This window comes from Actinoallomurus oryzae, assembly GCF_039541955.1.
GTDB classification, from domain to species: Bacteria; Actinomycetota; Actinomycetes; order Streptosporangiales; family Streptosporangiaceae; genus Actinoallomurus; species Actinoallomurus oryzae.
This window is the reverse complement of sequence record NZ_BAABHF010000022.1, coordinates 413,780-427,426: the sequence shown is the minus strand read 5'-3', so window position 1 is coordinate 427,426 and position 13,647 is coordinate 413,780. Positions and strand designations below refer to the sequence as shown.

Sequence of the window (13,647 nt, the reverse complement as noted above, 5' to 3'; positions counted from 1 at the left end):
CGCGCGGGGCGCTCTTCGACAATCGGAATGCCTTTCAGCATCGAGGAGACGGTCATGAGCGAGGGTGGTTCTTCGACGCCGCGGGGGTTGTCGGACACGCCGGAAGAGCAGCCGGACAAGAAGGACGGCGACCGTCCACGCCCCGGCACCGGGCGAAGGCTGGGGCTGGCCGCGGCGGCCGGCCTCGGCGCGGCGGCGGCCGCCGGCCTGCTCGCCGTCGAACACACGGACGACCATCCTCACCCGGCTCCGCCTGATGGCGGCCACCATGACGTGCACACGCCCCCGGGCCGGACGCCTGCGACTCAGCCGAGCGGCGATCAGGGGATCACTCCCACCGAGAACACACCGGCCGATCCGGCGGCTCCCGGTGAGCCGGTCGCCGCGGACACCGGCACTCCGGACGCGACGCACACTCCAGACCCGGCGCAGCCTGGATTCAGCCCCCAGGACCTCGGTGGCCAGGACCTCGGTGACCGCGACCTCACGAGCCAGGCTCCGAGGGGCTTCACCATCACGGACGGTGCGCCGGCCGTCGGTGGCTCCAACGCATCGGACCTCGGTCAATCGCCGACGACGCTCTATGACTCATCCGGCCACCCGGTCATGGCGCTCGATCGTTCCGGTCAGTGGCAACCGATCAGCAATGGGCCAGAAACGCAGAACGGTACACGTGGTCGGTCATCGGTCCTGTACGACTCCTCTGGTGACCCGGTCGCGATGCTGGATTCCGCCGGGCAGGTCGTCCCCATCAGCGGCCGGGCGCCGGTCGGTACTAGTACGCAGCGGACAACGGGAACCGGGCGAACGTCGACAGGAGACGACAGCGCCCAGCAGACCCAGAGCGGTCAAGGCAGCGCACCGCAGTATGTACCGATGAGCGACGCTGAAATCGCCCAGTACATGCGCGGGCTCACGCCGGAACAACGGGCGGCGGAAATACAAAAAGTATTGGATGATCAAAAGATCCACCTCTCGGGCGCGAAGCTGCCCGGCCTGCCGAATGGATTCTGGGACAAGGACGGCTATACCTATATAGACGAGAACGGAAAAAAGAATACTCTTAATCTCCTTGCCGCTGCCGCGACGCTCACGATGCTTGAGGACTATTTCTCGCACTTCAAGACTGATATATCGGCGCTGAGTGACACGGCGGCGAAGCTGTCCGCAAAGGGTGATGACATCGATAGTCCGGCGGTCGCCCTCGCACTGGCCTTCAATGCGGTGGATGGAATCTGGAAGACGCTGTTCGATGATGTGGGCAACGCGTCGGATGAAAGCATTACCAAGGTGCAGAACAACTTCTACCAATTGAAGAGCTTGCTCTTCGGCGGAAACGTCACGAATCCGACGGATAACAAAACCGCCATGACCAATGGCAACATTGCGACCGTGGCGAGCGCGATACGCGACCAGGCCTCGTCGTTGAACCTGGCCGCGTCGCAGTACGTTCAGACCGAAGAAGAAAACCTCTCCCAATTTGGGATGCACGCGGATGACCCTCGTCCCGCATGGGAGAAGGCTCGCTACGTCAATGGGCAGGATCTGGCGAAGACCGGAAATTTCCCTCCGGGCTTCTTCGATCCGCACAACCCGTCCAGCCCCTACTATCAGCAGTGACCAGGCAATGGTTATCACTGGGGCTCCCGACCTGAGTTGGATATTCCGCAACATCGCCGATGACGCGCACACCCACGTTCAGCCGCTGCGCGCCGCCGCCGCCGCGTGCAGAACGTACGCTGCGAAGATCGAGAACGTTCCCGGTGACTGCGACACGATCATCGCCACGGGGCTTGCGAACTGGGATGGGCCGGCTAAGGACGCGTTCCTGCTGAGTTGGGCGATCAACTTCTCCGGCACGCCCAACGACGGGTACTCGCCCGCCTCTTTCAGCCAGCTCAGCAATGAGGCGATGGCGCACGGTGCGCCATTGCAGCCGATCCTGCCCGCGCTGCACTCGCAGATCCTCGACACGGCCGACCAACTCGAAGATCTCGCATCGAAGATCGAACAATATGTGATCGCCTGTAAGACCGCACAGGTCATCGACCTGGGCCTCGCCGTTCTGTCCGTCGTGCTCTTCATCTTGACCATTGAGATCGGCGGCGAGGGCGGCCTGGTCGCCGGCCTGTTCTCCTACCTCGGCGTGGACGCGGCGGCCACCTATCTCGCCGGGCAACTCGTGGCGTGGGGGCTCGGCTGGGTCGTGAGCATCGCGGCCCCGATCGTCACCAACGTCGTCATGCCCGCGCTGGAACTGGCCTTCATCAGCGGCATGATCAACCTGGTGTCCCAAGAGGTCACGAACGCGCTCGTCTGGGATCCTTACCGGCAGTCGATCGGTGAGCCGCCCGCGGGTGTGAATTGGAACGAGGTCGTCGACGCGGCATTGATCGGCGGGATGTCCGGCGCGGTGATGGGAGGCGTCGGAGGCATCGCGGGGGCGCTTCTCAAACCGGTCATGCAGGACGCGAGTCCGATCCTACGACAAGTGATCACCCGTAGCCTGGGTGCGGTGCTCGGCGGGGTCGGCGATATTCCGGTCCAGCTGACACACGTCTTCGACCCGAATCACCCGCGGGGCTGGGACTGGGGGGAGTTCGGGTCGAGTATCGGCGTCGGCGCCTTGATGGGTGGACGAATCGGTGATCTGTTCACTCAACGTCCGACCCTGATCATCGACAACCCCGACGGCGGCACGCTGTTCATGGCGCCGGAAAAAGGGCTGAAGGTCGATCTCAACAGTACCGACTTGTCTGTCATCGACCCGACGACGGGGAGGCCGGTATCGGCCGACCGGTGGGCGTTCAACGTCATCGATCCGGCTACCGGCCGGATCATCGGCCACGCGTTGCCAGGCACGTCCAACCTTGATGACCCGTTCCTTCGCGTTGTCTACAACGACGGCACTGTGGACAACTATGCGCTCAATGGGTCCACCGTGCACATGTTCACGTCCGAGAAGGTCGGTTTGGTCGATGGTCCGACCACGTCGGCGAAACCGCCGGACGGCGTTCCGCTCAACACCAAGTACGACAAACATGTCGCATATTCGGTGGAGGGCGGGAAAGCGCGTCCTCTATTCCAAACCGAAGCTCTCGGTGACAAGAAGATCGCCGTCAGCGCCTTCGATGGTCAGGGCGACCCTCATCTCGTCGAGGTGCACGAGAAACTCACCGACGAGATCGAGGTTCAGGTCGTCGACAGCTCTCTCGGCGGCCCTGATGTCGTCACGACCATTGAACTTCCCAAGGACTCATGGGTCGTCTACGACCAGAACGGCAGTGTTGTGGCGGCGACCCGTCCCATGAACAAGGTTTCGTTCGATCCATCGCCGTCCGGTCCTGGTGGTGTACGTCCGTCTCGGGTCGACAGGAATTCTACCGAGCTGTACATGGCGGGTTCGGATCGGCAGCTCAGACGCCTGGGGTTCATCCGTAAGAACCCGATCAGCAAGAAGTTCGATTTCTACGGTGATAAGTGGCGGCCTGGCGACTCCGAGGGCCTTTTCACTTTCACTGGCAGCGGGTTCGAGGGCATGTCCCTCCGGCAGTTCCCGGATGGCCTCGGAACCACGACGATCGCGGTCGGCGAGACACAGCGTTTCGCGTACGACCTCACGGGGAAGGTGGAGCCCACCTTCCCCGCGCCCGCACCCAAGGAGACCACCGGCACCGCCGCACCGCACTCTGCGGGCCGAACCGTCGATGCGAAGGAGCCTCAGCAAGAAGAACAGCGAACGTTGCTCGTCGCGTCGGTTCCCGGCGAGATCCCCCACTCGGGTGACGAGATCCTTTCTTCCGAAACGCCGGCCCCGACGTCTTCCGAGCCGCCGGTCGCAAACGTCGTCCAGGACCCGGTCAAGGTCGCGTCGGCCCGATCCGAGCCGGCGTCAACATCGAGACTCGTCACCCCCGCGTCCGGCGAGCCGCTGAAACTCGCGCTCCCGAAGGCGACGGGCGAGTCGCAGACGGCTGTTACCACGAATGACGCGCTGCAGACGCTGCGCCGGCACGCGCGGACCCTGCTACAGGAACTGAGCGACCGTCCGCCGTCGGAGGGATACGACCTTCGCAAGGCGTTGGAGTCGCTGCGGGACCTGGTCGGTGACCTCGACGGGCACCCACGCAAGGACGGGCTTCTCGAAGCCCTCGGCATGATGCTGGACGATAGGTGGGGGCTTCGGAACGGGCTGAACACTGATCCGCTGATCAAAGACGAGTTGTTCCTGCCGCTGCTCCGGCAGTTGGCCGATCTCGCCCCCGGGCCGCATGTGCCGCGGCTGCCGGATCCGCAAGGTTTCCGTTTTGACGCATCGGCTTCCTCCGGCAGCGAGTCGGCCGACGGCGGCCTCGTGCCGGAGCAGGAGGAACCCGCCGCCGTATCCCCGCCGAGTACACCGAAACCGGAACTGCCGGCGCACCAGCGGGTCGAGGCGATGGTGCCGGGACTATGGGAGGAAATCGACCCCAGCAGTAAGACGGTCGGTCCGTGGATGTTCAAGGACTACGGGCCCTACCGCAACGATGACACGGTTTCGATGACGAAGCTGCTGCGGACGTACGGTGTCGCCCCAGGCGATCAGGTTCTGGCGAACTTCGCGATCCATATCCAGGTCGAACCGGTGTCCACGACGCCCGCTGCGGCGAGCGGGGACGTCGAGGTGCTCAAGGACCTGCACGGTTCGCCGCCCGCGCCGGAGATCGTACGGCCACGTCATCCGGACGCGAGCAGATTCGTCTATCCGTACGACGGTCTGATCCACCCGGCCGTTGAGAACGAGGACGTGCCGGCCGAGTCGGGTGTCAAGGCGCCTGCGGGCGACCACGTGCCCACGCTCCTCGCGGAGATGTTCGTCGCAGGGGACGACCTGGGGATCGTCGAGGACGAGGTGCGCAACCTGCTTCCCTGGGCCAGGGCCTACACGGTAGCGTTCGGTAAGGAGGTGCTGATCTCGCTACGGCCCGAGCCCGGCGGCACGCGGATCCTGGTCTCCCACAGCACCATCGGTGAGAACCCCGCCAACCTCGACGTCGCCGGGCTGGTCAAGGGATATGGCCGCCGGATCCTGGTGTCCTCCGTCAGGACGCTCGACACAGACGAGGCCTTCCACTTGGAGGCACCGGGCGGTCGGGTGCGGCCGTTCGATGTGCGGCCGACCCCGGAGCGCCTCATCCCGTACGCCGGGATGCGAGACGGCCCCGGCCGCGAAGCGGAGCTGGATCAGATCGGGGAGGCGTTGCAGGAATGGCATGAACACGGCCTGGGAGAGCTGAAAGCCGGGCAACTCGACGCGATCCTGACCTACATCGACAGCCTTCTCACCGAAGCGGACGCGATCGCCCAGTTCAAGGGCGGCGAACTGCGGCCGATCGCGCAGCGCTTCACGAAGGTCGCCACTTCCCTGTGGGACCTGTTGTACCGGGCCGATGCCTTCGGTTCGGTCGAAGCGTTCACGCCCAGGGCGGGCACGAAGGCCTACAACCGGATCCTGACCGCGCGAAAGCTGGTGCGGGCCGAGCTCGGCAACTACCGCACGCGTGTTGTGGCCAGGGTCCCGCTGCGCTCCCGTGACCTGCCCGAGCTGGACGAGGAGGAGCGCGACCGGCTGGACCGGTTCCTCCGGCGCGCGACGCTCCACTACCGCATGGAGTTCGGCTACCAGCTCGCGATCGACCTGGACGCCCAGCCAGGGGAGCCGATCTGGTACGTCGTGGTGGTCCGCGGCGGCAGTGCCCGGATCGGGGCGAGCTCGGTGTTCGCCCACGGACATCCTCAGTTCGACAAAACGGAGGCAAGCCTGATCCGGCGCCCGTCGGGCCTTGAGACCGGTACCGAAGGCGACATCGGTGACCTGCGGAACTCCCCGTACACAACCGGCCAGATCGTGCCCGGCGACCGTACTCGCCACCTGGTCACGTACCACCGTGACCGCGTATATGACATCGATCGGGACGGGACGAGCATTCGCATTCCGGATCTCGTGGGACCCGTGCGAGACGCGGTCGAGACGCTGATGCTGTGGAAGGACATCAGCGCCTGGCTTCCCCTCATCGATGCGCTACGCGATCCCCGGCGTCCCGCGTCCTGGTCACCGGATCCGGTCACCGTCCAGCGCCTGCGAAGCCGGCTGGACCACGTTCGCGACGACCGACTTGAACCCGATGAGGCGGCGCTGGTCAACGGCAAGCGGCGCCTGCTCGGTGAGCAGGCGAAGGCCGCGCTGGACCGACTCGTCAGCGGGTCGAAGGCCGGCCCGGACGACCGCACCCTGATCAACGAGCTGCTGAACTACCTGCGTGGTCTCGCCCGTCGGCAACAGGTCAAGGCTCGGATGGCGCAAGGGGAGGTCAGCGCGCACTTCCCGTCGTACGACCCGAGAAACCCAGCTGCCCGGCGGAGTGTCGAGCCGTACCGAGCGGGCGGCGGACCCCCGACCCCCCACAAGCCGGAACCGTCGGCGTGGATGTCGCCCGCCGACGCCAAGCGATGGTGGGACGAACTCACGCCGGCGCAGCAGGACGACATGGCACGGATATTCGTCGGGGTCCACGGAGTGTCTCCGACGGCCGCGACGTTCAAGGGCACGAGGTTCCTCTCCGATCCCGGCGCCGCCGGACCGTGGTACATGCTCCGGCTCAGCAGACCGGCACATCAGCAGTACTTCGAGCCCGGTAACGCCGCGTTGACGCACATCGCGAAGATCATCGTCGGCGGTGAGTCACCGGTGCAGGACGCGGTCGACGAAACCAGGCCGATCACGGAGGTCGGTTCGGGCCCGGGCGGCGGCGGGCGGTCGTCCATCACGGCGTTCCTCGAAGAGCTGAAGACCCTGCCGGACGAGGATTTCATCGCGCGGGTACGGGAGTTCCTCGCGTCTCTCGGCGGTTCTCCCGGCGACGCGAAGCAGCGGGAGACGGTCCAGCGCATCGAGGAGTTCCTCGGGCTGATCGGGGAGGATTCCGCCGCGCGGCGCGTCGCCTGGGACGCGCTTCAGCAACTTGTGGATCCGTCCAGCGGACTGCCGCCGGACCTGCGAGCCCAGCACGGCCTCGGCGACCGGTGGAAGCCCGCGTCGGATTTGGACAAGCGGTCGGAAGACCTCGCCCGCGAGCGAGAACGACTGCGCGGCGAGGAGCAGGCACTCACGGAGGGCGTGCACACCCTCCAGCAGGAGATCGACCAGGAGTTCGCGGACAAGAGCGCGGCCATCCACGCGTCGGCGGAAGCGATGCTCGGCCGGATCGACGAGATCAAGACGAAGAACGAGGATCTGGCGGCCGCACGGTTCGCTCGGATCGAGGCCGAGTTCCGGGCCACGATGGAAGCCATCACCCAACAGTCCGTACAGTCCGTGCCGGAAGTGCCAGTCGACGAGTCGGCCAACGGGCCGGTTCTCGACCCGCGGCTCACGCCGGAAGAACTCCTCCGGCAGCTTGACCAGATCCGGACCGAGCTGAATCAGGCCATGCAGGCCGAAAATGCGGAGTCGGGCCCGCAGGCGGCGGAGCAGGAGAAGGCCGTCGAGGGATCCTCGGAGACCGTGAAGCCGCCGGCGCGGAACGAACTCCAGCAGAACCTCTCGGCCCGCCTTGTCGAGGGTGGCGCCCACGTGGTGCCGTCGGCCGCCTCACCTCCGGTCGTTCCCGGGGCGCGCTGGTTGCCGGCCGACGCCTCGTTGGAGGCTCTCGAGGACGCGCTCACCGAGCAGCAGCAGCGGCTTGCGGCGCTCGACGAGAGCGAGGCGGTGTTCGATGAGCGAAACGCTCCGCTGCGCTCCATCGTCACCGCACTCGACCTCTTCCGGCGGATCTCCGCCGCTCGCGACCGGCATCTGGCGAACGCTCGGCAGCACCTGGACTCCTACGACGCCCAAGCGCTGTCGATGCCGACGCGTCGGGGCCTGGACTACCAGGACAGCATGCGGCTCCGGCAGAGCCTGCTCGATCGGTGGGCGGAGAACGCCGCCCATGACATCGAGGAGGTGGAGTTCCTCGAACGCGTGGTGGCGTGGGGGAAACGGAAGGGACGCATCACCCCCGAGCAACAGGCCCAGGTCGACACCCTTTTCGAAGACTTCCCGGAGCTGGATGATCTGCCCGCGAGCATCGTGAACGGCCTGCCCACGGGGCTTCGAGGCCGGCTGTTCGACATCCGGCAGTTCGTCGTGGACGCGATCAAGGTCCACGAGTATCTGACCCGGCGTGGGCTCGGCCCGCTTCTTGATAGCGGGATCGACGGACTGCACACCGCTCACCGAGAGCGTCTGAAGGCCCTGGACCAGCACATTCTCGATACGCGCGCTGGGATCGCAGCGCAGAACGAGGCGCTGAGGGCCGCACGGCAGGTCCACAACCCTGTACAGGTGGCCGCGGCGACCGCCGCCCGCCAGGCACTGCGGGCCGATCTCGACGAGGCGCTGGGCGAACGCCGGCGGCTCGATCGGCTCGTCGCCTTCTACCTGAACGAGCATCCGGAGCGACTGGGCGCAGAGGTGGCGGTGACCGATGATCGAGTGCGGGAGCTGCGGCGGCTGCTGGAAGCGGCAATGCGAACGGGTGACACGACGGCGGTCGCCTCGCTGTCCGAGAGCCTCGGCCGGGCCATCGATCACCTCCAGCGGCTCTCGGCGCAGTACGCGATCTACGACCTGCGAACCCGGTTGGCACAGGTGATGGAGGTCGTACGGCAGGCACGAACGGCGGGTGACGCAGGCCGGCTGCGGACGGCGAAGAAGCAGGCCCACCGGCTTCGGGCGGCCGTCCGAACTCTCCAGGCCGTCCCGGAGGCCGTTCGCGCGGCTCGCTCGCTGTTGAGCGAGCTGGCCGAGATCGACGTGGCGCTCGCCGACGCGGAGCAGACCGCGAACGACAAGGTGGCGGCGGCCGGTGTCGACGTCGCACGGGTACGGCGAATTCGCAACGCCTACGCGAACCGGGAGAAGGCCTTGGAGAACCGCCGGACCCGGCTCACGGCGGCGTTCGAGGATCACCTGCGCACGCTCCAGGGGAACGGCTATCTCCAGCACCTGCTCGACGCGGCGCTCGCCGGGGACCGGGAAGCGGCCGCGACGCTTCTGGACCATGAACGTCTCCTCCGGTGGATCGAGCACCGCCGCGCCCTCGCGGCGGGACGGACCGTGAGGCCGAAGGCGGAGAAGCCGCACGAACTTCCGATCGACACCAGGGACCCGGTCGTCCAGCAGGTGTTCAGGACCTCACAGAAGGCCATCCCCAAGATGGCGAAGTACGCCTTCTACGAGCGTCGGCGCGAAGAGGCGATGGGGTACGAGCCGACGGTCCATTCACTGGACATGCGTCTTCAAGAGCCCCATCCCAGCAAGGCGGCGAGGCTCGGCAGGAAGATGGAGCGGCTGAGGAAGAGGATCCCGGATCTGAGCGCCGTCCATTCGTACGGCCGGTATGTGATCGAGCAGGAGGACGACCAGCGGCCCGGTGTCCAGGCGGTCCGCGAGCGTGTCAGCGAGGCGGCCGCACCGGATCCGCTGTGGTCCGCGGACTCGGTCGACGTCGTCGTTCGCCACATCGAAGACGGGCTGGGGCCCGCGCAGAGGGCTCGTGCCGACTTCGCCGCCGAGCGAACCCGGCGGAACTCCTACGTCTCCGCGCTGAACGAGGTCGTCGACGCGATGCGGGCGGTCGAGCGGCTGCGCCTTGCCGGCGCCGCCGAAACCGAGGTGCGCTCCCAGTACGAACGTCTCGTGACCGCCCGCCTCGGCCTGCGCGGGTGGACGGTCGTCGGCTCCGAGGCGCTTCCAATCCGCCAGAGCCTCGACGGTCGCGAGCTGCCGCCCGTCCCGTCGCGGGCCGACGACGACCCGAGGACCTGGGTCGATGAGATCGAGGAGATCAGGGAGATCCCGGTCAACGTGCCCTTCGCGTTGCATCACACCCACCGAGACGTCTTCAAGGACGGAAAGCCGCTCGACTGGGTGGGCGGCGATCTGCCGATCGAGTCGACCATCGAGTCCCAGAAGTACGTCGTCGTCATGAAGGACGGTGCGGAGTACGAGGTCACCGAGTTCGTCCACCAGACTCTTGTCATCAGGAGCGGGTCGCTTCTGGAGGGCGGTCTGGCCATGGCGCGTATCGGCGGCGGCCTGACGACCCCACTCAGCGCGTTCAGCTGGGCGCCGAAGCACGCGGTCGGGTTCGGGCCGTTCACCCTCCTCTTCCAGCTACCGTTCGGTCTGAACACCGACCTGCAGTACATTCCCGAGCTGCGCCGGGACTTTTTCGTCTACGAGCACGTGGGCCGCAAGACGGTGAAGGTCAAGCGACTCACGGATCACGGCGACCCGCGGAAATCCTGGAAGATCCACACGCCCGCGACAGGAATCAAGCTGGTCGACGACACACTCAAGACCGTTCAGTTCTATGTGAAGTGGGGTCTGCAGGCGCAGATCGTGCCCATGGTCGTCGTGAAGTTCGGTGACCCGTCCACAACGGACGGCAATCAGCTGGTCGATCTCGCCAGCTTCGGTGCCGTGGGGGCCGGGCAGGTCACCGGTGAGATCGCCTATTTCCGTGACGCCGCCACGGGTGCCTTCATCCGGATGGACTGGACGGCCGGCGTGGAATTCCTGTACGGCCTGTTCGGCGGGATGCCGGATCACTATGGTGCGACTCGGCTGCTACCGGATGTCAGCCCCTTCATGAACTGGAGGCCCACCCCGAGCACCGTTCCGTGGAATCGTGTGTGGACGCTCGATATCAAGCCGCTCATCCAGCATGTGCGAGATGCGGTGCTGCTGAAGGTCCCCGGGCTCAGTACCGTCATCCAGCGGCGACTCGACGCGGTCAACCGTCTGCAGTACGTGGGCGTCGCCGGCCAGTGGGCCAAGGACCGGCGTGCCTACCTTCTGCTGGAGGCGTTGAAGGGACACGATCGGCCGTCCGACGACGAGGGACCCCAGCTTCTGGTCCCGCCGTCCCGCGGGCCCCGGCCGAAGAAGCCCACGGGCGGCCCGGCCCTGCGCTCGCCCTCCGGCGGTGACCTACTCCTGCCCCTTGATCCGCCGCCGACCCCGGTCCAGACGTCGCGGACGCGGCCCGTGGCCGGCGCCGCGTCCAAGGCCGTGGAACCCGGGCCGAAGCGTGCACCCGCGCCGACTCCTCCACCGCCGAGCGACGTGCCGCCCGCCGTCGCGCAGCTGCTCCAGGTCGAGGCCAAGAACCAGGCGGAACAGGCACGGAGGCGGGTAGAGGACGCTCTGCGGGGCGGCGACCTCGTGCAGAACGCCGCCGACGAGATTCTCGCGCTGGTGAAGGAGGTCGAAAGCTTCGCCGCTCTCCCGTCGGACCAGGGGCTTCGGGGAATCCACGTGACCGCCCACGCGGACGCCGTACGGGCGCTACGCCACCGGATCGGCGAACTGCCGCCAGCGCCGGGCACCACCGGTGTGCTCCGCACGACGCCGCTCGCGCCGGTCGAGGATCCGAACGGACAGGATGGAGGGAAACTCCGATGACCGAGGTCCGTACGGCGGGAGCCGCCGAGGCACCGAGGACGCGTGTCCTGCGGGTCGAGAAGGGCGGATTTGGTGGCTACTCCTCGATCGGCGAGGCGCTCGAGGCGGCCGTGGACGACGACCTGTTGACGGTCGCGCAGGGCACGTACGTCGAGAACCTCACGGTCACCAAGAACGTGACGATCGAGGGCGAGGGGCCGGTCGTCGTGCAGTCGCACCGTGGTGTCACGCTGGCCGTGTCGGCCGCGTCCGCGACGGTGCGGGGGCTGACCCTCCGGGGCGGCGACGCCGCTGAGCCGGCGCTGCGCGTCGACGCCGGTGACGGTCTGATCGACTCGTGCGAGGTGCATGCCGAGCACGCGGGCGGGATCACCGTCGTCGGCGGGGATCCGCTGATCCGCGACTGCCGGGTGACGTCGGCGGGCTTCGGCGTCAGCGTACGTGACGGCGCGCGCGGGCGGGTCGAGCGGTGTGAGATCAGCGGGCGGCGTGGCGGGATCCTCGTCACCAGCGCGGCCGACCCGACCGTGACCGGATGCACGATCGTCCGACCGGACGGCAACGGGATCTACGTGACCGGTGGCGGGCACGGCAGCTTCGACGACTGCGCGGTGAGCGCGGCCGGGCAGCCGGCGGTGGCCGTCGACCGCGGCGCCGACCCGGTCATGCGGCGCCTGAAGATCTCCGGCGGCGACAGCTACGGCTTCTGGATCGATGAGGACGCGACCGGGCTGTACGAGAACTGTGCGGTACGCGGCACGCGGGGGCACGGCGTCCACGTCACGGGCGCCGCGGATCCGATGGTCCGCTCCCTCACGGTCGAGGGCGTCCAGGGCGCCGGCATCCAGGTGAGCGGCGGCAAGGGCACGTTCGAGGACTGTCTTGTCCGGACCGGTGGCGGCGACGGCGTGGCGGTCGACGGGGGCGCCGGCCCGGCGCTGCGCCGCGTCATCGTCAGCGACGTCGCGGGTCACGGCATCGCGGTCGAGGCGGCGAGCGGTTCGTTCGACGAGTGCGTGGTGTCCCGTAACGGGATCGGCCACGCCGGGATTCGCGTCGGCCGGGGCGCCGCGCCGTACTTCCGGCGCTGTACGGTCTCGCACGTTCCCGGCGAGGGCGTGCGCGCCGATCCCGAGGCGGCGGCGGCCCTGGAGGACTGCCTGATCAACGAGACGAAGGGCACGCCGATCGGCGTCCTCGGCGGTACCGACGGCGACGGTCGCTACACCCTGACGCTCGGGGTCGCGGAGCGCACCGCCGCGGCGGGCGCCGTCGCGCCCGCCGGTCTCCGCGCGACCTCGGCCACGGCCACCGACGGCGGCAGGCGGCGGAACCGGTCCGGCCCGGTCACCGCCGACGACCTCGACGACCTGCTCGCCGAGCTCGACGAGCTGATCGGACTCGCGCGGGCCAAGCAGGAGGTCGGGGACCTGGTCAAGCTGACGCTCGTCGCGAAGCAGCGGGAGCGGGCCGGGCTGCCGCCTCCGCCGCTCAGCCGGCATCTGGTGTTCGCCGGCAGTCCCGGCACGGGCAAGACGACCGTGGCGCGCATGTACGGGAAGATCCTCGCGGCGCTCGGTGTGCTCGCCAAGGGGCATCTCGTCGAGGTCAGCCGGGTCGACCTGGTCGGGGAGTACGTCGGGCACACCGCGCCCAAGACGCAGGCGGCGTTCGACAAGGCGCGCGGGGGTGTGCTGTTCATCGACGAGGCGTACATGCTCTCCTCCGGCTCCGACGACTTCGGGCGCGAGGCGATCGGGACGCTCGTCAAGCTGATGGAGGATCACCGGGACGAGGTCATCGTCATCGTCGCCGGCTACCCGGACGAGATGGACCGGTTCCTGTCCGTCAACCCCGGGCTGGCGTCGCGGTTCACCCGCACGATCACCTTCGAGGACTACTCCTCCGAAGAGCTCGTCACGATCGTCGGCGAACAGGCCGGGAAGCTGCACTACGAGCTGTCCGAGGAGACCGAACGGGCGCTGCTCGGCCACTTCGCGGCCATCCCGCGCGACCGGCACTTCGGCAACGGCCGTACGGCACGGGTCGTGCTCGAGGAGATGATCCAGCGGCAGGCGCGGCGGCTCTCGGCCGTGGCCGAGCCGAGTCGTGCGGAACTGCTCGCGCTCCTGCCCGCCGACCTCGGCTCCTAGGCG

3 protein-coding genes are annotated in these 13,647 nt (G+C 67.6%); all 3 read left to right on the top strand.

Annotation, left to right across the window (positions count from 1 at the left end):
* The first annotated feature begins 54 nt into the window (after positions 1-54).
* The 3 genes from ABEA10_RS20445 to ABEA10_RS20435 are packed head-to-tail and all read left to right on the top strand — an operon-like array spanning position 55 to position 13,644.
* A complete protein-coding gene (locus tag ABEA10_RS20445) occupies positions 55-1,620 on the top strand; it encodes a hypothetical protein (RefSeq protein ID WP_345466051.1) in 1,566 nt (521 codons plus the stop codon).
* Between the two features lie 7 nt (positions 1,621-1,627).
* The gene (locus ABEA10_RS20440) at positions 1,628-11,491 is read left to right on the top strand and encodes a coiled-coil domain-containing protein (RefSeq protein WP_345466049.1); all 9,864 of its coding nucleotides are present in this window, start codon (positions 1,628-1,630) and stop codon (positions 11,489-11,491) included.
* The gene (locus ABEA10_RS20435) at positions 11,488-13,644 is read left to right on the top strand and encodes a right-handed parallel beta-helix repeat-containing protein (protein ID WP_345466047.1); all 2,157 of its coding nucleotides are present in this window, start codon (positions 11,488-11,490) and stop codon (positions 13,642-13,644) included. Before ABEA10_RS20440 ends, ABEA10_RS20435 begins: the two co-directional genes overlap by 4 nt.
* Positions 13,645-13,647 lie beyond the last annotated feature (3 nt).

What these genes read in the sequence shown, in the direction of transcription:
- ABEA10_RS20440 (WP_345466049.1), top strand. Translation starts at nt 1,628, where the DNA reads ATGGTTATCACTGGGGCTCCCGACCTGAGTTGGATATTCCGCAACATC.
- ABEA10_RS20445 (WP_345466051.1), top strand. Translation starts at nt 55, where the DNA reads ATGAGCGAGGGTGGTTCTTCGACGCCGCGGGGGTTGTCGGACACGCCG.
- ABEA10_RS20435 (WP_345466047.1), top strand. Translation starts at nt 11,488, where the DNA reads ATGACCGAGGTCCGTACGGCGGGAGCCGCCGAGGCACCGAGGACGCGT.